Source organism: Selenomonas sp. FC4001, assembly GCF_000701565.1.
In the GTDB taxonomy this organism is placed as follows: domain Bacteria; phylum Bacillota; class Negativicutes; order Selenomonadales; family Selenomonadaceae; genus Selenomonas_A; species Selenomonas_A ruminantium_B.
Window position 1 is genome coordinate 14,709 of record NZ_JNJF01000006.1, and the last position, 19,350, is coordinate 34,058.

22 protein-coding genes and 2 tRNA genes are annotated in these 19,350 nt (G+C 50.0%); 17 read left to right on the forward strand and 7 right to left on the reverse strand.

The genetic code is table 11. The features are described 5' to 3' along the window. The first annotated feature begins 6 nt into the window (after nt 1-6). From T320_RS02870 to T320_RS02895, 6 genes are all read left to right on the forward strand, one after another. Nucleotides 7-1,329, forward strand: a complete 1,323-nt coding sequence (locus T320_RS02870) for a pyrimidine-nucleoside phosphorylase (protein ID WP_037352995.1) — start codon at nt 7-9, stop codon at nt 1,327-1,329. Between the two features lie 174 nt (nt 1,330-1,503). Beyond that, complete coding sequence (locus T320_RS02875) at nt 1,504-1,884, forward strand: cytidine deaminase (protein WP_026759932.1); 381 nt, start codon at nt 1,504-1,506, stop codon at nt 1,882-1,884. Nucleotides 1,885-1,983: 99 nt separating this feature from the next. Continuing rightward, nucleotides 1,984-3,183, forward strand: a complete 1,200-nt coding sequence (locus tag T320_RS02880; protein ID WP_026759933.1) for a NupC/NupG family nucleoside CNT transporter — start codon at nt 1,984-1,986, stop codon at nt 3,181-3,183. A gap of 105 nt (nt 3,184-3,288) precedes the next feature. After that, nucleotides 3,289-4,095, forward strand: a complete 807-nt coding sequence (locus T320_RS02885) for a Cof-type HAD-IIB family hydrolase (RefSeq protein WP_037352996.1) — start codon at nt 3,289-3,291, stop codon at nt 4,093-4,095. A 12-nt stretch (nt 4,096-4,107) separates the two neighbouring features. Beyond that, nucleotides 4,108-4,956: a PHP domain-containing protein gene (locus T320_RS02890; RefSeq protein WP_026759935.1), complete on the forward strand. Its 849-nt coding sequence runs from the start codon at nt 4,108-4,110 to the stop codon at nt 4,954-4,956. Nucleotides 4,957-5,305: 349 nt separating this feature from the next. Beyond that, complete coding sequence (locus tag T320_RS02895; protein ID WP_026759936.1) at nt 5,306-5,536, forward strand: hypothetical protein; 231 nt, start codon at nt 5,306-5,308, stop codon at nt 5,534-5,536. 62 nt (nt 5,537-5,598) lie between these two features. Here T320_RS02895 and T320_RS02900 read toward each other — a convergent pair whose 3' ends face one another. After that, nucleotides 5,599-6,174: a hypothetical protein gene (locus T320_RS02900; RefSeq protein WP_037352997.1), complete on the reverse strand. Its 576-nt coding sequence runs from the start codon at nt 6,172-6,174 to the stop codon at nt 5,599-5,601. A gap of 99 nt (nt 6,175-6,273) precedes the next feature. On the opposite strand from T320_RS02900, the gene hydF reads away from it, so the two are divergent. The 7 genes from hydF to T320_RS02935 all read left to right on the forward strand — a co-directional run bounded on the left by hydF (nt 6,274) and on the right by T320_RS02935 (nt 12,267). Beyond that, nucleotides 6,274-7,494, forward strand: a complete 1,221-nt coding sequence (gene hydF / locus T320_RS02905) for a [FeFe] hydrogenase H-cluster maturation GTPase HydF (RefSeq protein ID WP_037352998.1) — start codon at nt 6,274-6,276, stop codon at nt 7,492-7,494. 42 nt (nt 7,495-7,536) lie between these two features. Then, nucleotides 7,537-8,493: a hypothetical protein gene (locus T320_RS02910; RefSeq protein WP_231465836.1), complete on the forward strand. Its 957-nt coding sequence runs from the start codon at nt 7,537-7,539 to the stop codon at nt 8,491-8,493. 16 nt (nt 8,494-8,509) lie between these two features. Beyond that, nucleotides 8,510-9,445, forward strand: coding sequence for a homoserine O-acetyltransferase MetA (gene metA / locus T320_RS02915; RefSeq protein WP_026759940.1), 936 nt, complete (start codon nt 8,510-8,512; stop codon nt 9,443-9,445). 71 nt (nt 9,446-9,516) lie between these two features. Further along, nucleotides 9,517-10,167, forward strand: a complete 651-nt coding sequence (locus T320_RS02920; protein WP_026759941.1) for a hypothetical protein — start codon at nt 9,517-9,519, stop codon at nt 10,165-10,167. 132 nt (nt 10,168-10,299) lie between these two features. Beyond that, nucleotides 10,300-11,205, forward strand: coding sequence for an LPP20 family lipoprotein (locus T320_RS02925; RefSeq protein ID WP_037352999.1), 906 nt, complete (start codon nt 10,300-10,302; stop codon nt 11,203-11,205). 134 nt (nt 11,206-11,339) lie between these two features. Further along, entirely contained in the window at nt 11,340-11,771 is a 432-nt protein-coding gene (locus tag T320_RS02930) for a hypothetical protein (protein WP_037353000.1), read from the forward strand. Between the two features lie 58 nt (nt 11,772-11,829). Next, nucleotides 11,830-12,267 (forward strand): DUF3592 domain-containing protein, encoded by a 438-nt coding sequence (locus tag T320_RS02935; protein WP_037353001.1) that lies wholly within the window; start codon nt 11,830-11,832, stop codon nt 12,265-12,267. A gap of 53 nt (nt 12,268-12,320) precedes the next feature. Here T320_RS02935 and T320_RS02940 read toward each other — a convergent pair. From T320_RS02940 to T320_RS02965, 6 genes are all read right to left on the reverse strand, one after another. Then, nucleotides 12,321-12,397: transfer RNA gene (locus tag T320_RS02940), tRNA-Arg, on the reverse strand. Nucleotides 12,398-12,411: 14 nt separating this feature from the next. Then, nucleotides 12,412-12,488, reverse strand: a tRNA-Pro gene (locus tag T320_RS02945). Nucleotides 12,489-12,573: 85 nt separating this feature from the next. Then, nucleotides 12,574-13,041, reverse strand: coding sequence for a hypothetical protein (locus T320_RS02950; RefSeq protein ID WP_051608564.1), 468 nt, complete (start codon nt 13,039-13,041; stop codon nt 12,574-12,576). A gap of 233 nt (nt 13,042-13,274) precedes the next feature. Continuing rightward, on the reverse strand, nt 13,275-14,681 hold the full coding sequence (locus T320_RS02955) for a hypothetical protein (RefSeq protein ID WP_051608565.1): 1,407 nt from the start codon (nt 14,679-14,681) through the stop codon (nt 13,275-13,277). A gap of 88 nt (nt 14,682-14,769) precedes the next feature. Continuing rightward, nucleotides 14,770-15,648, reverse strand: coding sequence for a polysaccharide deacetylase family protein (locus T320_RS02960; protein WP_037353002.1), 879 nt, complete (start codon nt 15,646-15,648; stop codon nt 14,770-14,772). Between the two features lie 106 nt (nt 15,649-15,754). Next, entirely contained in the window at nt 15,755-15,958 is a 204-nt protein-coding gene (locus T320_RS02965; protein ID WP_014423547.1) for a DUF1858 domain-containing protein, read from the reverse strand. Nucleotides 15,959-16,168: 210 nt separating this feature from the next. Between T320_RS02965 and T320_RS02970 the strand changes: the two genes are divergently transcribed. The 4 genes from T320_RS02970 (at nt 16,169) to ftsL (ending at nt 19,291) form a co-directional block, all read left to right on the forward strand. Then, nucleotides 16,169-16,960 carry a polysaccharide deacetylase family protein gene (locus tag T320_RS02970; RefSeq protein ID WP_231465837.1) on the forward strand — a complete coding sequence of 264 codons (792 nt, stop codon included), beginning with the start codon at nt 16,169-16,171 and terminating at the stop codon, nt 16,958-16,960. A gap of 529 nt (nt 16,961-17,489) precedes the next feature. Beyond that, nucleotides 17,490-17,927 (forward strand): division/cell wall cluster transcriptional repressor MraZ, encoded by a 438-nt coding sequence (gene mraZ / locus T320_RS02975; RefSeq protein ID WP_037353004.1) that lies wholly within the window; start codon nt 17,490-17,492, stop codon nt 17,925-17,927. Nucleotides 17,928-17,948: 21 nt separating this feature from the next. After that, nucleotides 17,949-18,908, forward strand: coding sequence for a 16S rRNA (cytosine(1402)-N(4))-methyltransferase RsmH (gene rsmH, locus T320_RS02980; RefSeq protein WP_026759976.1), 960 nt, complete (start codon nt 17,949-17,951; stop codon nt 18,906-18,908). Further along, on the forward strand, nt 18,905-19,291 hold the full coding sequence (gene ftsL, locus T320_RS02985; protein ID WP_329811655.1) for a cell division protein FtsL: 387 nt from the start codon (nt 18,905-18,907) through the stop codon (nt 19,289-19,291). The genes rsmH and ftsL overlap by 4 nt, the downstream gene beginning before the upstream one ends. Nucleotides 19,292-19,350 lie beyond the last annotated feature (59 nt).

Here is a 19,350-nt window from a genome sequence, read left to right on the forward strand (position 1 = left end):
TTTTCGATGAGAATGTACGACCTGATTACCAAGAAAAAACACGGTGAGGTTCTGACGGATGAAGAAATCCAGTTCATGATTGATGGCTATGTCAAGGGCGAAATCCCTGACTACCAGATGTCCTCCATGCTGATGGCGATTTGGTTCAACGGCATGACGGACCATGAAATCACCCAGCTGACGATGGTGATGGCAAAATCCGGCGATATGATTGACCTCTCTGCGATTGAAGGCCGTAAGGTCGACAAGCATTCCACGGGTGGTGTCGGCGACAAGACGACCCTGATTGTTGGCCCAATTGTCGCTGCCTGCGGCGGCAAGGTGGCCAAGATGAGCGGCCGCGGTCTCGGTCATACCGGCGGTACGGTGGACAAGCTCGAATCCATCCCCGGTTACAAGACGGCCCTTGACCGCAAGGAATTCTTCGATACGGTCAATAAATGCGGCATCAGCCTGATTGGCCAGTCTGGCAACCTGGCGCCTGCCGACAAGAAACTCTATGCCCTGCGCGATGTAACGGCAACCGTTGATTGCATTCCCCTGATTGCGTCCTCCATCATGAGCAAGAAGCTGGCCGCAGGTTCTGACTGCATCCTGCTTGACGTTAAGACGGGCAGCGGCGCCTTCATGAAGACGCTCGATGATTCCATCAAACTTGCCCAGACGATGGTGGCTATTGGTGAAGGCGCAGGCCGCCGCACGGTAGCCCTCATTACCGATATGGATACGCCGCTGGGCCTTGGCATCGGCAACAGCCTCGAAGTAATCGAATCCATGGATGTCCTGAAGGGACATGGCCCGGCTGACCTCACGGAAGTATCCTTGCAGCTGGCCGCCAACATGCTCTATCTCGTGGGCAAAGGCGACCCGGATGAATGCCGCAAGCTGGCCGAAAAAGCCATCGAGGACGGTTCTGCATTCGAAACCTTCTGCACGATGGTCAAGGAACAGGGCGGTGACGACAGTGTACTGCGCGACTACAGCAAGTTTGCTCAGGCTCCGTTCAAGGCCGAAATCAAGGCTGAGGAAGACGGCTTCATCACGAAGATGAACGCTGAAGCCATCGGCGAAATGTCCGTTATCTTAGGCGCTGGCCGCGAAACGAAGGAAAGCGATATCGACTTCTCCGCCGGCCTTATGCTCCATAAGAAATACGGTGACGCAGTGAAGAAGGGCGATGTTCTCGTTACCCTCTATACGTCCAAGGAAGCAGCACTTAAAGGTGCCGAAGACCTCTACCGCAAATCCGTGGTTATCGGCGCGGACGCTCCCGAAAAGAAACCGCTGGTTTATGCCCGTGTGGAAAAAGACCTGGTAGAGAAGTACTAAGAAAAGCCTTCCCCTTGAGGGGAAGGGGGACCGCGTTAGCGGTGGATGAGGTGATGATTGGCAAATTGAGCGTTTCCACCTCATCCGTCAGCCTTATGGCTGACACCTTCCCCTCAAGGGGAAGGCTTCCCAATAAATTGTCATATAATTATGTATTGAAGGAGAGTTTTTACTGTGGAGGATAAAGACTTAATCGCCGCGGCGAAAAAATATCGGGAAAATGCCTACGCGCCGTATTCCAAGTTCAAAGTTGGAGCGGCCGTGCTGACGAAAAAAGGTAATGTCTACGGCGGCTGCAATATCGAAAATTCCAGCTTCCCCATCACGAATTGTGCCGAGCGCACGGCCATCTTCAAGGCCGTATCCGAAGGGGAACAGGAGTTTGCCGCCATCGCGCTCATTGCCGATACGCCGGGGCCCTGCTCGCCTTGTGGTGCCTGCCGTCAGGTGATGGTGGAGTTTAAGATTCCCCGCATCATCATGGCGAATATGAAGGGTGATGTGAAGGTAGTTACCCTTGAAGAAATTATGCCTTATGCATTTACAGAATTCTAATATATTGACAATTACACCGGATTTGTGCGAAAATAGGACACATGTCCTATGATTAACAATTAGGACATGGAAGTACAAATCTCTAAGGGGGAATGAATCATGTATTTAGTAGTAAACCTTATTGGCATCTTTGTCTTTGTAGCCATTGGTGTCTTGTTGTCGAAAAAGCGAAAATCCATTCAGTGGCGCTGTGTGGGTGCGCTTTTAGCACTTAATGTATTTTTGGCCTGGTTCCTGACGTCCTTTTCCATTGGCCGTGAAATTATCATCGCCGCTGCTGCCGGCTTTAACTGGCTGGTCAGTGTAGCTTATGAAGGTATTGCCTTTGCTTTCCCGGACTGGGTGCATGTGCCGCAGATGAACTTCTTCACGTCGGCTCTGCTGCCTATCCTCCTGGTTGTGCCGATGTTCGATATTTTGACCTACATCGGGATACTGCCCTGGGTTATCAAATGGGTAGGTAAGGTACTGGCCTTCCTGACCCGCGCACCGAAGTTTGAATCCTTCTTTGCTATCGAAATGATGTTCCTTGGCAACACGGAAGCCTTGGCTGTATCGAGCCTGCAGTTAAAGCGCATGAAGGCTGACCGCTGCCTGACGCTTGCGATGATGTCCATGAGCTGCATCACGGCAGCTATGGTGGGTATTTACATCAAGATGATGCCCGGTGAATTCATTCTGACGGCTATTCCTTTGAACGTCATCAATGCTTTGATTGTCACCAACATTCTGCATCCGGTGAAGATTAAAGAATCGGAAGATACGGTAGCAACTGTAGGCGAAGGCAGCGAAGAAAAAGAACCCTTCTTCTCCTTCCTGGGCAACAGCATCTTAAATGCTGGCCGTCTGGTACTCATCATCTGCGCTAACGTTATCGCGTTTGTGGCACTGGCAAAACTCATCGATATGCTGCTGGTGCTGATTCATCCGGCTATTACCCTGGAAAACATCCTGGGCTGCATCATGTTCCCCTTTGCCTGGCTCATGGGTCTGGAGAGCGGGGAGGCTTTCCAGCTGGCACAGTACATGGGAACGAAGCTCGTGACCAACGAATTCGTCGTTATGCTGAGCGTTCAGGATACGCTTGCAACCTTCAGCCGTCATATGCAGGGCGTGCTCACGGTGTTCGTCACTTCCTTTGCGAACTTTGCAACGCTCGGTATGATTATCGGCTGCTTCAAGAGCATGGTGGATGATGACAAGAATGAACTCATCTCCCGCAACGTAGCCTATATGCTGCTTTCCGGTATTCTGGTGTCCCTGCTGTCCGCAGGTATTGCTGGTCTCTTTATCTGGTAAATTATTTTCAAGCCTTCCATTTTGGAGGGCTTTTTCTTATGGCAAAAAACGCTCGATAGCGTTATAATGAGATATATTTGCTTTCAATGATGACGAGGTGGACGAATGATTAAACTTATCATGTCGGATATGGATGGTACTTTGCTGGACGAAAACGGCCAGCTGCCGAAGGGCTTTGATGATATCATCCGCCAGTTGCGGGAAAAAGGTGTGCTCTTTGCGCCTTGCTCCGGGCGGCAGTATTATTCCCTGCTGGAAACCTTCAAGGGCTATGAGGATGAGTTCCTCTTTTTGGCGGAGAATGGCACTATGGTGCGCTACCATGACCGGGAAGTTTGTTCAAGCGTTATGCGGCGGAGCCTGGGCATGAAGGCTTTGCAGGCGACCCAGACTATTCCGGGCGTTTACGAAGTGTTCTGCGGCAAGAAGGATGCTTATGTGCTGAGCAGTCAGATGAATGATACGCTGGCCGACGAACTGCACAAATACTATACCCGCACCCAGGTGGTGGACAGCTTCGAGGAAATCGATGATGAGATGATTAAGGCTTCGTTCTATGATGAGCAGGGCCGGGCCGGGGAACGGATTTATCCCTATCTGAAAAAATTCCGCGGCCCGTTCCAGGTGGCGACATCCAGCGATTACTGGGTGGATATGATGCGCTTTGACATCAACAAGGGCATTGCCATTCAGCACGTGCAGAAGAAACTGCATATCAGCCCTATGGAATGTGCGGCCTTTGGCGATTACATGAACGATGCAGAGATGATGAGCTCGGTTTACTATAGTTTTGCTATGGACAACGCCCATCCGAAAATCAAGGAGCTGGCACGGTTTACCACGGCCAGCAATGTAGAGCACGGCGTTTTGCAGGGAATCCAGAAATTGATTGACGACGGACTGTGCGGCTAAGGGGGAGTAGTTATGCGGGCAGATTATCATATGCATTTTGAAAAGGGCTCCTATGATGAGGAATGGGTGGAAGGCTTCTTCCATCAAGCAGAGCTGCTGGGCCTTGAAGAAATCGGCATTTCCGAGCATTCCCATACCTTTCCGGAGTTTGAGAGCCTTTACTATGATGATTTGATTCTGGATGACAGCTTCATTGGTCAGTTCCAGAAAAAATGGCTCAAGACCAATAAGTTCAAATATACTTTGGACGAGTATTTTGCCTTTATGGCAAAGCTGAAGAAAAAGCACAAGGTCAAGACCGGCATTGAAGTCTGCAACTTCCAGAATCAGGATGCGGTGCGGGATATCCTCAAGGACTACAAGTTTGACTATGTGATTGGCTCCGTGCATTTCCTGAATGGCTGGGCTTATGATTCGGCAGAAATCATGGCGCAGTGGGATAAGGAAGATTTGGCAGACGTCTATGAGGCGTATACGCAGGAAGTGGAAAAGTTGGCGGCTGCCGGACTCTACGATGTTCTGGGGCACCCGTATAATATCCGCCTGTTCCATTATATTCCGGAATTTGATGCCACGCCGTATCTGATTCGCGCAGTGGCAGCGCTTAAAAAGGCGAATATGGTGGTGGATGTCAATACGGGGACGTTCTATCGTTATCCGATTGCGGAGATTACGCCTTATTACAAGTTCATGCGCGTGGCTTCGCAGGAGGGCCTGCCCATTGTCATAACCTCGGATGCGCATAAGCCGGAGGACTGTGGCGCATACCATGACGAAGCGGTGAACTATGCCCGCTCCTATGGCTATGAACAGACAATCCGCTTCACCCAGCGGCAGCGGGAAGTTGTGCCACTGGAATAAGTAGAATCAGCAGCCTGCCTTTCGGTGGGCTGCTGTTTTTATCATAAATAATCAGATAATAAAATATTTTTACAAGATATTGACAAACTGATTGCACAGGAGTAAAATGAAGATGTATCAGTAATTGAAGCTTATATGCAGAACTGAAAAGTATCTGAAAATTTTTCCATATTTTCATCAGAAAACCCTTAAGTATTTTCAGAAAATATCGATATACCTTGTAAGAAAAAACTGGAAGCAATGTACAGGGGATTGTACTTGCAGTGACAACTGACGAGAAAGCCGTGGATGGTTATTCCATCAAATGTCAGGAGAAGTCACGAGTTTTTGATACAAGGAGAGATATATCATGAAAGTACAAATTTGTTCGCAATGGATGGAAGAAGTTTTTATCCCTGTTCGCGTCAAACAGTTCACCAAGGCCGCAAAGCTCTTAGGTCATAGCGACTTCAAGGCTTATGCAGGTGGAAATGACATGGACGACCTGGTTCAGATGGGCCGCAAGTCCGTTGAACGGCAGGTAGTAGCTGAGTGGCTCGATGGCCGTGGTATTGCAGGTGTGGCTGACGGGGTCGCATGATGGAAATATGGAAAAAGGGCACTCCCCTCGCAAGGTGGGAAGTGCCCACTATTTTTTTGCCTTTAATTCAACTTTTGTTTGGAAGGTGGCACGGGAATCGAGAGTGGCACCTCGATAACGGCACTGGCGGCCTCGCGCATTTGCGCGGGGCTTTTTTGTGCCCAGATGGTCTGGACGGCAAGGCGCAGGGCTGCTTCGTCCAAGGTGGCAGCTTTCTGCGCCGCTACATGTTTATTGAGGATAGCCATAAAATCTGCCGGAATGGGAACATCCCGCTGGGCCAGTAAAACCTGCAGCGTGGTGTCCACAAGATAAAGATGCAGGGTGGCATCTGCCATGCTCTTTTCCGTGGGGAGCAGCTCCGGTTTTACGCCGCAGAGGGAGAAGGGGGCATCGCCCCAGCCTTCTTTGAAGATGCCGTCAATTTGATAGAGGAAGAACAGCAGGCCGTCCTGTTCGTAGAGAGCCAGTTCCATCTTGCCGGTGCGGAAGGCTTCGGCGGCGATGACATCATGGCGGGAGAGCTGCAGGATGAACATGCAGCCGTTGGCGTCAATTTGGAAAAGGCCGCCGTCCTGTTGGTTTTTGATGGGCAGGGGGAATTTTTCCCCGACTTGAAAGTTTGCGTAGTTGCTCATTGTGGTCGCTCCTTTGCGTTTGTTCTTTCCTAGTGTATCATATTTTGCGGAGAATGTGCTATACTGATTACAGATGAGGTTGGGAGGAGGAATGTTCAATTGACTCTTAACGATACAACGCGGGGGAATCGTCTGCACATTGGGTTGTTTGGCCGCCGCAATGCGGGGAAGTCCTCGCTGATTAATGCGCTGACCGGGCAATCTGTGGCTACTGTTTCGGCTGTGCCGGGGACGACCACGGACCCGGTTTATAAGGCCATGGAACTGCATGGCGTTGGCCCGGTGGTGTTTATTGACACGGCGGGCTTTGATGATGAAGGAGAACTGGGGCAGCTGCGGGTGGAGAAGACGGAGCAGGCGGCCCGGGAGACGGATATTGCTTTGCTGTTATTCAGTGGATTGGATATGGCAGAGGAGTTGAAATGGCTGGCGATTTTCCGCCGGCAGAAAACGCCGGTGATATTGGTGGTCAGCTGCACGGATGAACGGGAGGCGGCTGGCGAGGCGCTGGCAAAGGCAGTGGAGGCGGCCACCGGTGTCTGCCCGCTGCAGGTCAGCGCGGTGAAGAAGCAGGGACTCGAAGAATTGCGGCAGGAACTAATCCGTGTCCTGCCCGAAGATTATGAACAGCCATCGATTACCGGGGATTTATGTCAGGTGGGAGATTTGGTATTGCTCGTGATGCCACAGGATATTCAGGCACCTAAGGGACGGCTGATTCTGCCACAGGTGCAGACCTTGCGGGAACTTTTGGACAAGGGCTGTCAGGCCCTTTGCTGTACCACAGACAGGTTGCAGGACACCTTGACAAGGCTCAAGGTGCCGCCGCAGTTAATCATTACCGATTCTCAGGCGTTTAAGGAAGTATATCCCTTAAAACCGCAGGGCACGCTATTGACGTCCTTTTCCGTGCTCTTTGCCGCGTTTAAGGGGGATATGGATTACTTTTTAGCCGGGGCAGAAAAACTCCTGCAGCTGAAGGAGTCGGCCCATGTTCTGATTGCTGAAGCCTGCACCCATAAGCCACTGCAGGAGGATATCGGACGGGTGAAGCTGCCGCGCCTGCTGCGGAAGAAAATCGGCGATGGCTTGCAGATTGATATTGTGTCGGGCAAGGATTTTCCAGAGGATTTAAGAGGCTTTGATATCATCATTCACTGCGGGGCCTGCATGTTCAACCGCAAACTGGTGCTAAGCCGCGTGAAGGCGTGCCGGGAGCAGGGCGTTCCCATGACCAACTATGGCCTCGCCATTGCCGCTCTTTTGGGCATTTTAAGCAGGGTAGCATTGCCCGATGGAAGAAAATACGCTAAAATGTAAGGTGAGCTTGAATTTTAGATGATGAAACATGAGGTGAACACTATGGATAAACGAATGTATAATTTTATCGGACTGAGTTTGTTGGCAAGTTCTCTTATGCTGGGAAATCCTCAGGCTGTTCAGGCGGCACATATTGACTTTGAACATCAGGCCAAGGCGGCAGCGACGCAGACAAGCAAGCCGGCTGACGCGAAAGAACAATGGTACTGGTTGGCCTCAGATGATAACTATAGCAAATATTTTGACCCGGAATCCGTGGTGGTGACCCGCACGGTGGAAACAGCACATGGCAAGGTGCCCACGGAGATTCAGGTCTGGACGAAGACCACCTACAGCTACGGCGGTGCGCAGGATACGTTGAAGGCCTATGGCCTCAGCGACAAGTTCCCGGATGCCTCCAAGCTGAATTTCAGCACGGCGCAGCTGGTTATTCGTCCGCAGTTCCGCACGGTGCAGTGCATTGCGGAGCATTTTTATGATGCCAGTGGCAAGGTAATCTGGTCGGAAGCAAATCCGGCGGCCAAGGAAAAGGAAATCAATTCCCAGAACTTCAATGAAGATTTCTATGCGGCAACGGTAGACCAGGCTTTTCATCAGAGTCGGGAAATGGAACGGGTCAATGCCAAGAATCGCTGGCTGACCGTGTTTGATTCCACCTCACCGGATGGCATCTATACCCATACCAAGGTAGACACTTCCACCATGCGTATGCAGGGCAGCAATCTGGTGTTCTGGCAGTGGCAGGAAGTGAAGAACAGCGATGGCCAGGTCATGGAAATCAAGTTCCTGAAGATGGCCGTCAACCTGCCGCAGGCTACGGAAAAAGCCATTGCCGGCCAGTATTGGACGCCGAAAACGGGTTGGAAGTCCTTGGATGCAGCCATTGATGGTCAGTACCGCATGGTGAGCCGCAACAGTGAAGAATATCGTTATATCATCGAGCTGAGAAATTACGTGGAAACCCATAGTGCCTGGGTACATCGTTACGGCTTGGAGTAAGGAGAGAGTTAGTTAGATGCCAATTAAGATACCCAATGCGCTGCCTGCAACGCATATTCTCGAAGGGGAAAATATCTTTGTGATGGATGCCGACCGGGCTTACAGCCAGGATATCCGTCCTCTGAAAATCCTTATTCTGAACTTGATGCCCATTAAGTACATTACGGAAACACAGCTTTTGCGGCTGCTGGGTAATACTCCCCTGCAGGTGGAAGTGGATTTCATCTACACCGAGAGCTATACCCCCAGCCATACGTCCATGGATTATCTGGCGCAGTTCTATGGCACCTTTGATGAGGTACGCCATAAGAAATACGATGGTATGATTATCACCGGTGCTCCAGTGGAGAACATGGCCTTTGAAGAAGTGGCATACTGGGACGAAGTGGCAGAAATCATGGAGTGGAGCAAGAAGCATGTCTATTCCACCTTCCATATCTGCTGGGGCGCTCAGGCGGGACTTTACTACCATTACGGGATTCCCAAGTACCAAGTGCCCGAAAAGATTTTCGGCGTGTTCCCGCATCATCTCTGCGTGGAACATGAAAAACTCCTGCGGGGCTTTGATGATGTGTTCTATGTGCCTCATTCCCGCCATACGGAGGAGCACAAGGAAGATATTTTGAAGGTGCCGGAGCTTACCATTCTGGCGGAAGCCGAGGGAGCGGCAGGACCGTATATCATCGCCAATTTGGAAAAGCGCCAGTTCTTTATCACGGGGCATGCGGAATATGACCCCACAACCCTGAAGCAGGAATATGACAGGGACTTCAAAGCGGGGATGAATCCGAATATCCCGCAGAATTATTATCCCAATGATGACCCGAGCCAAAAGCCCATTGTGCGCTGGCGCAGCGTGGCCCATCTGCTCTTTGCCAACTGGCTGAATTACTACGTTTATCAGGAAACGCCTTATGAACTGGATGAACTCTATAAGGAGCGGGATGACTGACTTCTTCAGTATTTTTTCAGCAAAAAGGTGTAAAATAGAAACGTTGTAAATTAGAGCTAGGGGGATTCTATATGAAAATGCGTTGGGGCGCAGGAATTTTGGCGGCGGCCATGCTGTTTATGGCACAGCCACAGGCACAGGCAGACGAGGTGATTTCACCGGACATCTATCAGTGGGTGCAGTCTACCTCTCGTCAAAACTATTTTTTCAACAAGCAGCATATGTACTTTGGACAGGATAGCAAGGGGATTCTCGATGCCAACATCATGTTGGTGCCGGTACTGAAAACATATGATTCTGTGCAGATTCAGGATGTTCAGGCCAAGCGCCGCTGGAAGATGTTGCCGATGGAAGGCTACGAAGCCCTTGTGGGTACCGCTGAATACCTGCGTTTTGATTTGGCCCAAGGCACCGTGACGGTGGTTAAACATGAAGATTTGGATGAGGATTGGGGTGTACTCAGTGTCACCACTTCCGACAAGGCCGTCAAAATTGCCGACCTCTCGGAAAAAGATGTGGACGGTGTTTTCTACAAGGCCATTTTGAAATACGCTTATGCCCATATTGACGATATGGTGGAACGCACGGAAAAAAACAAGCGGGCCAAAGTCAATGATGCGGTCAAAAAGAAAATTGCCGAGCTGAAAAAGCCTGCGGAAAAGCAGGCAGCACAGGAATCAAAAGACAGCAAAAAGGATAATAAAAAGAAAAAAGCTGACTAAAGCAATTTTTAATTAAAATTTAATCGGATTTCAATGCTTTTTTAATCTTTTCATGCGATATTACAGGTGAAGACAAGATAACTTCATCGTGATAAAGAAATTAATATTATAGGGAAGAAATGAGGGATTATGATGAACAGATTGGCAAAAGTATTGGGCTTAATGAGCCTGGTGGCAGCAATGCTGGTAGCTTCTATGGCTACGGTTCTGGCTGCGGAAAATGTGGACTGGAACAGCAACGTGATTCGGGCAACCGGCGGCGGCGTAGCTCCGGCAGGTGCCCGAACCATGGCGCAGGCACGTATGATGGCTCGGCGGGCGGCGATTGCGGATGCTTACCGTCAGCTGGCTGAATACGTGGGCGGTGTGAACGTGGATTCGGAAACCACTGTGGATATGGCGGCTGTACAGAGCGATGTGATTCGCACGAAAGTAAAGGCTACCATTCGCGGTGCCCGCATCGTATCAGAAGGCCAGACCAGTGATGGCGGTTATGAAGTAACCATGGAAGTGCCGATGTTCGGTGTTTCTTCCCTGGCTAGTGCCGTGATTGACCGTCCGGCTGTAAGAGAAGCATTCCCGCAGCAGGTGCCGAACGTTCTGCCTGCACCGGTGAAACCTCATGATGGCGGCGGCTGGATTACGCCGGAAACTTCCACGGCATCTGGACATGGCAGCTCTGCTGCAACGGCTCCGGATGGCAAAGCCATTGGCAGCTTCACGGGACTGATTGTAGATTGCCGCGGTTTGGGCCTGAAACCGGTCATGAGCCCTGTAATCAAGAATGTTAACGGCAGCCCCATTTACGGTTATAAAAACCTCGATTATGACAAAGTCATTGAAAACGGCATGGCATCCTATGCCAAGGACATGAGCGGTGCAAGACGCGCTGGCAGCAACCCACTGATTGTCCGCGCTGTTGATGTAGAAAACCATGGCGGCACCCCAGTACTCTCTGTGGCTGACGCCAACCGCGTCCTCATCGAAAACGGCGCAACCCACTTCCTGGATAACACCAGAGTGGTATTCCTGAGATAAGAAAAGTACCGGATTGGTCGTAGCAGACTAATCCGGTACTTTTTTTATACTTTTGGTTAATTGTATTTTAATATTCACTCCGTATAATGCAATCGTAATGCATAATCTATAATATTTTAAGGAGTAGTGATTCTATGGAACAAATAGTGGTGTGGGCCGTACCTGCAGCGGCGTTATTTTTTAGTTTGCTGTTTTTTATTTTATCCAAGGTGCTTTATCGCAGTCATCTGCAAAAATTTGACACCTATACGGCGGAGGTACAGGGCGTTCTTGTAGGCTGGCAATATCATCACTCCACTTATAGAGCAGGCGTAGATGGCTGGTTTCCAATCGTTTCCTATGATGTAGGCGGCGAGCATTATGAAAAAGAAGAACCCATAGCCTATCCGAAAGAAGGCGAAGCCGGGATAGCGACAGTCATTCACTACGACCCGGAGGCGCCATATAAGTTTTACATGAATAAAGAAATCTATTTAAGACAGGTGCGGGTTTTTAGACTGGCTAGCTATACGGCACTATTCGTATCGCTGGTGTTTTTCTATATCGTTTATGAGCTGGTGGGATAAAAGTAGAAAGGCAAACCGCAGGAAGTTCATGTAGATTGTACAAGAAGGACGGAAAAATATGTCTGAATCGTTATGGGTACTCGCGTTTATACTGCTGACAGGTCTTATCTTTATATTTGCAGCTGGTGGGATAAGGTGGATGGCAAAAAGGAAACTAGAGGTTTGTACAGCGGAAACAACAGGATGCGTAATTCGCTGGCTGCAAGAAGAGGTATACGATGATTTTAATTCTGAAACAAGTTACATGTGGTTTCCAGTATATGCCTATGATGTACAGGGAAAGCACTATGAGAAGAAAGGGGATATTGGTTTATCAGAACCTGGAGAAACAAATGAAGATATAGTCCTGCACTATGAACCGGCCAATCCGTATAACAGTTATGCAACCCTCAGGAATTATGACATTCTGGTATATATCTTTCGGATATTGGGCGGGCTTCTTACCATGGGAGCGCTTGCTGTCTGGTGGCTTATTCATGCAGGCTGGACGGAGTGATGCCCCAAAACACAAAAAAGGTTCCAGCTAAACGCTGGAACCTTTGGATTTCCTGGTGCGTCAGGAGGGATTCGAACCCCCGACCCACGGCTTAGAAGGCCGTTGCTCTATCCAACTGAGCTACTGACGCGAAGTTTAAGTGAATGGTCGGGATGACAGGATTCGAACCTGCGACATCCTGCTCCCAAAGCAGGCGCGCTACCAAACTGCGCTACATCCCGCAAATCACTTGTCTATTATAGCGAAAAAGACTATACCTGTCAAATCTTTTTTGGCTGGTATAGTCTTTTTTATGGATAAGTTTTTTTATTTTTCTCCGCGCAGTATTTTGAGGATATTCAAGCCGCTTTCTTTCTTTTGGAGATATTTTCTCTTGATACGTTCCTGTTCAGCCTTTACACGGCGCTCGGCTTCTAGTTTTTTGGCAGTGATGGTGGCTTCGTGAACCTTGGCCATGCAGGAGCCGCAGTAGAGGCCGGTGGTAATGGCTTTGCCGCAACGGCTGCAGGGGTAACTGATTTTACCGCCAGCTACGAACTGCCCCTTATTAATCATATTGGTAGCAAATCGCAGTGGTATCTTTGTTTGTTTGACGATATCTTTTACGGTACAGTGTGGATGTGTCTTAACAAATTCATTTATCTGGGTCTCGTAATTCCGCATTTTGTCATAGCATTTCTGGCAGACGCCAATGCCGGTATCGCTGAATAACTTTTCACAGATAGGGCAGTTGCGAAGCACGCCTTTGCGATTGGATGTCAGCATATTCATCATCCCTTCCTCTCCATCAGGGGTATCTTGCTTCCCTGCAAACAGATTACTGCTTATATTATACCATAGATGAAAGAAATAATATATAATTCAGAAAAATATTTTATTAAAGAGAAGATGCAGGCCGTTAATGAAAAGTTATTGGGTGTGTTAGCAGAAAGGCGCAGACGAAGAAGGACGAATACTTACAGGATTATTTCTGTAGGTATTCGTCCTTAGAGGTAGATGATTTAATTTTAGCGCATGGGTTGCAATTTGCCACCGCCGGGGAGGTGGATGGTTTTGCCGTTAAGACCGGGATTGCTGTTTTTGTCGTAGTAGATATTGTGCTTGTTGCTGTTGATGTTGCTGAAATCACTGGCTTCATCGGTGATGGAGGTGACATATGCATCGGCGGTGAGCTGCCAGTTGGCCCCCTTGCTCAAGCTGACCTTGGCACTTCCTGCCTGATTGTCGCTATTGATGGTTCCATGGAAGTTGCTGCCTTCGCCAAGATTCAAGGCAACTTTGCTGATATTGTTGGCCAGGATTTGTCCTTTGAGCTGCTGATTCTGGGCGTTAAGGGTAAAGTCACCGCCATTTTTCCCCTCGGCTCCCCAGCGGTCACTGGTTACCTTGACGAGAATATCACCGGCTTGCTTGAGCTGGGTGTTTTCGAGCGTGGCTTCGGCGGTGGTGTTGGTGATGTAGAACATGGGGCCGTCCGAGTTGTTGTTCAGGGAGGAATCCTTGGCTGTGAACTTGGCTACGCCCACATTGGCGTCACCAGAAAAACTCTGATAGAGCATAACGCCGTGTTTTACATGACCGGTCAATGTGGAATGGTTCAGGGTAATGGAGTTCTTGCCTTCCACGACGGCGATTTCGCTGCCGGTTGCAGTGCCTTCGCCATTGGTGAGCTGGATGTTGCCGGTGGAGTAAATGCAGGGGCTGCCTTCGCCGGACGTGTGGATTTTGGCACCATTTACCAGCACATTGCCTTCGCCTCTGTCTGTAGCCAATGCGCCACAGTGAGCGCCTTCGGTAGTGATGTCCACATCCTCGGCTTTGATGGTGCCGCCGTAAGTTGCGTCAAGGCCGCGGGAGGAGTTGTTCTTGGTATGAATTTTGATATGCTTGGCCGAAATCTGGGCTTTTTCGCCAGTGGCGAAGATGGCGTTGGCTCCGTCTGCGTCAGAGGTCAGTTCCAGATTTTCCAGTGTGGCGGTGCTGTTCTTGGCCAGCAGAATGGCGTTCTGTCCGCTGAAATTGCTGGCATCGGCGCTGGAGCTGTCACCGGTTTTTGTAAGGGATGAGCCGGTGAGGGTGAGGATGCCGCCGTTGCGCACGAGCAGGACATTTTCGTCGGTCTTGTCATTGGTAAGGTTCTGACCGGTCAGTTGGCTCGTGTGTTCGATAATCTGACTGGCTTTGAGGCTGCTGGCATCACTGCGTTCTTGCTGCATGCCGCCAAATTTGCCATCAGGAGGAGGGCCAGGGGGATTTTGTCCGTCAGGTGGTGCGGGCAGCATGCTGATATCTGCCATAGGAAGGGGCTGGGAGGTGCTAGCGGCATAGGTTTGGGCACCGAAGCTGCCGAGGCAGGCCAGGGATAGTCCGGCAATCAGCAGATGTTTTTTCTGCAGGTTGTTTATCTTTAACATAGCAATCGCTCCTTATAGTTGATATCCATAACTATAAGGAGCGAAGATTAAAATCCCTTGTGAGGAGGATTAATTTCCAATTAAAATTTTACCAGGGCTGGGGCGTCATGGGGGTAATTACGCCGAAGCTGTAGCCTTTTTCCCGCAGGACGCGGATGATTTCCGGCAGGGCCTTGACAGTTTCTTCATGGCCTGCCGAGCTATGCATCAGGATGATGGCGCTGTTCATCACAGCCTGGCCGGAGATGTTGTCGATGAAATCCTGCGCGACCGGATGGTTGGGGGCAGCGTCGGCAGAGCTTACGTTCCAGTCATGTTCCACATAACCGTTGGCATCCATAATGGCTTCGTAAGCGGCGGTGAAGTTGCCCATGCGGCCGCTGGGGGCACGCGTAATCAGAGGGCGCACGCCCAGCAGTTCATAGATGGCATCATCGGCCTGTTCCATTTCTGCCAGATAGCTGTCGGCAGATGCATAGAGGCGCTTGTAGTCATGGTCATAGCTGTGGTTGCCCAGGGCATGGCCCTCGTTGAAGATACGTTTGGTTATATCCGGATAGGCTTTGACATTTTTGCCCAGCACATAGAAGGTGGCTTTTACGCCTTCCTGCTTTAAGATGTCCAGCACCGCAGCGGTGTTCTTTTCATCCGGCCCATCATCAAAGGTGAGGTAGGCCACCTTTTTATCTCGGTAAGGCGTAATCTTGGGCAGGACTGTGGTCAGGCCTTTGGCCCGGCGCTGGGCCAGCGTATAGTGGTCATAAACAGGCGTTTCGGCATTGTCCAGCGTAAGGTTGCTGAAATCATCCGCGGCGGTGATATAAGCCGGAGCTTTTTCTTCCACAGGTGCGGGCTCCTCGGCAGGGGCGGCAGGCTGGCTGGCCTTTTCGGATTGGCCGCAGCCGCTAAGGAGCAAACAGGCAAGGCAGAGGACTGCCCCGCAGGACTTTATGGATGGAACAAACATCAGTAAATCAAACTCCCTTCGATGGTATTGTACATTCTTCTATCAGACGGCAAAAAAATCGGCAGCAGAGAAATGGTTTCGCTGCTGCCGATTGCCTTTATGAAACTTATGCTTCAGCACCTACAACTTCGTTGAGGTTGCTGATGAGTGCATCGATGTCGATGCCGTGAGCCATTGCGCCCTGTTCGATGTTTTCGAAGTGAGCGGCAGCGCAGCCCAGGCAGCCCATGCCAGCGTTAACGAATACGTCAACGGTGTCCGGGTACTTCTGTACAACTTCGATGATGCTCATGTCCTTAGTGATAGCCATTATAAAATCCTCCTATGCGAAAACGCGATAAAACTAATTTAACCAACAACCGAATTATAACATAGTTAGCCCATAGGGTACAAGAAACAAATGGTACGGAAAAATAAATTTGTGTGGTTTTTTTGCGGGTTTTGCTGTACAATGACAAGGTATGATTAGAGACGGAGGCGGAGCATGAAGCGGCAAATTTTTAGCTGGCGTTATATTATAATGATAGTTTGCATATTGGCAGCGGCGGGCGCCGTGATTTTTTCTCAGCAGCCCAAGCCATTGCAGGCTACGATGGTGGCGGACAGCGAGAGTGGCACGAAGGTGCTGGTGCTGAATTACCATAAGATTGACCATACCTTTATCTCCTTGGCGGTGCGCCCGGAAGATTTTGACAGTCAGATGAAGTACCTGCGGAATAATGGGTACCATACCATCACGCCGGATGAATTATACGATGCCTTGGCTGGCAGCAGCACGCTGCCGGAAAATCCTGTGTTGATTACCTTTGATGATGGGTATGAGGATAATTACACCAACGCCTATCCCATTCTCAAAAAGTATGGCTTCAAGGCCACCATCTTCGTGGTGACGGGGTTCCTCGATAAGCACAAGAAGGGATATCTTAGCTGGGACCAGGCCCGCGAGATGGATAAGAATGGCATCAATATCGAATCCCATACGGTGAATCACAGGTCCATGACGGATTTGACGGATGATGAACTGCGCTCGGAACTGGTGGATTCCAAGAAAAAAGCCGAGGCCGAGCTGGGGCATGCGGTTAATTATATAGCTTATCCCACCGGTACTTATAATCTCCATATCGCCCAGATGGTGAAGGAGGCAGGATATAAGGCTGCCTTTACCATCAAGTACGGCAATGTGGATAAGGCCAGCAATATCTATGCTTTGGAGCGTGTGCCTATCTTCCATACGGAGGAAACGAATAAGGACTTTATTGAACGCATACGTTTCCAGCCGATTTTTGAGAGCTTCGGTTGGATGAAGAATTAAGGTTCGGTTAGGTTAACATTTATATACTAAGACGCCCGGTGGCTGATAATACTTTTCCGTAGCTTTGACAGGCTTGCCTAACGCGACGGAAAAGCATCATCAGCCACCGGGCTGTTTTCGTATAGAGCTTACATCCAGATTTTAAGCCGCCGTGATAACAGATAATATTTTTCCTGCGCTTATACAGGCTTGTCTAACGCTTCGGAAAAACATTATCTGTCATCACGGCTTTTGTGCGTCTTACATCATTGTTTACATCGCAGTGTTAAGGGAAATGTGCGACATTAAGGAGGAGAGGGGCGGCAATGACTTTCGGTCGCGTTAGGCAAGCCTGCATAAGCAGACGAAAGTTATTGCCGTCCTTCTCCTCCGGCTTTTGAGTCCAGAAGTTAGGATTTTTTCACTTATCCACAGGGAACTATGGATAACCTCTTGATATTGGCCGTGTTTTGCTATAAAATAAAAAGTACCGAAAGTGGGGAATTGTGGTAGAAAGTGGTAGAAAATGTGGTAAAGGTGGTGAGGCAGGATGTTTATGGGGGAATACACCCATTCCATTGACGCGAAAGGGCGCATCATTCTGCCTGCTGATTTCCGTCAGGAATTAGGCGTCACCTTTATCATCACCAAGGGCTTTGACAAGTGCCTCTTCCTTTACGGCCAGCAGGCTTGGGAGGAACTGGCGGCCAAGCTACGTGCCCTGCCCATTTCCAAGCCCGAAGCCCGGGCGGTGAACCGCTTTTTCTTCTCCGGGGCCCGAACCCTGGAGTGCGACAAGCAGGGACGTTTTCTCATCCCTGCCAATCTGCGCAATCATGCGGAGATTGCTTTGAAGCAGGATGTCATCCTCACCGGTGTGGACAATCGCATTGAGGTGTGGAGCAAAGATAATTGGAATGTTTATAACGGCGAAGTGGAGCCGGATGTTACGACTATTGCCGCGTCACTGGCGGAATTGGGAATTTAAGTTGGGAAGGATTCAGGAAACATGGAGTTTCATCATATCAGCGTAATGCTGGAGGAGACGGTTAAAGGTCTCGTGACAACTAAAGAGGGAACCTATGTGGACTGTACCCTGGGGGGCGGCGGCCATTCCAGCCTGATTGCCTCCATGCTCACGGAAAAGGGTCGGCTTATCGGCATAGACCAGGATGCGGCGGCCATTAGCGCAGCTTCGGAGCGGCTTAGAGGTGCCAAGTGCCGGGTGGATATCGTTCACAACAACTTCCGCAATCTGGAGCAGATTCTTGCGGATGAGAATGCTCCGCTTGTGGATGGCGTGGTCTTTGATTTGGGGGTTTCCTCCCATCAGATTGATACGGCAGAACGTGGGTTTTCCTACATACAGGATGCGCCGCTCGATATGCGCATGAATCCGGAAGCGGATTTTAGCGCCTATGATGTGGTGAACAGCTACGAGGAAAAAGAGCTCAATCGCATCTTCAAGGAATATGGCGAGGAGCGCTGGAGCAAGCGCATTGCCCAGTTTATCGTACAGGAACGGGCTAAGAAGCCCATTGAAACCACCGGGGAGCTGGTGGATATCATCTGCAAGGCCGTACCCAAAGCTGTGCGGCAGGCGGCAGGCGGTCATCCTGCCAAGCGGATTTTTCAGGCTGTCCGCATTGAGGTAAATGACGAGCTGGGGATTTTGGAAACGGCTTTCCGCACGGCGGTAGCACATTTGAAGCCTGGCGGTCGCATTGCCATCATCACCTTCCATTCGTTGGAAGACCGTATTGCCAAGAATGTACTCAAGGAACTTTCCCGTGGGTGCATCTGCCCGCCAGAACTGCCGGTGTGCATGTGCAATCATCAGCCGGAAATCAAGATAATCGGCAAGCCCATTCAGGCTACCGCCGATGAACTGGAACATAATTCCCGCTCCAAGAGCGCAAAATTGAGAATAGCCGAGAAGTTACCGATAGCTGAGAAGGGGGGCAGATGACCATGCTGGCCAGACAGGAAGAATATTATGAAGAGGAAGAGCGCGTTCTGACTCCTGCGGAGGAAGAAAAGGAACTGCGCAAGTCTCCGAAGGAACCACTCTTTAAGACGGTTCTGGATACCCGCCTGCGTTCCCATGGACAGCTTCTGTTCCTGACGATGACGGTGCTGGCCCTCCTGGTTACGGTGGGCAGCGGCATTAGTGCCAGCCGCGGCTATGAACTGGTGGCCATCCAGCAGCAGGCTGACCAGATGGAACAGGAGAACGAGCGGCTCAAGATTGAAATTGCCAAGCTCAAGTCTCCGGACCGCATCAAATCCATCGCACAGGATCAGCTGGGAATGAGCGTACCTAAGCAGACTTATTTTAGCAGTGAGAAATAATGACCAGATATCAAAAATTACAGGATTTTCTGCAGAAAAATCCTGTAATTTTTTTGCAA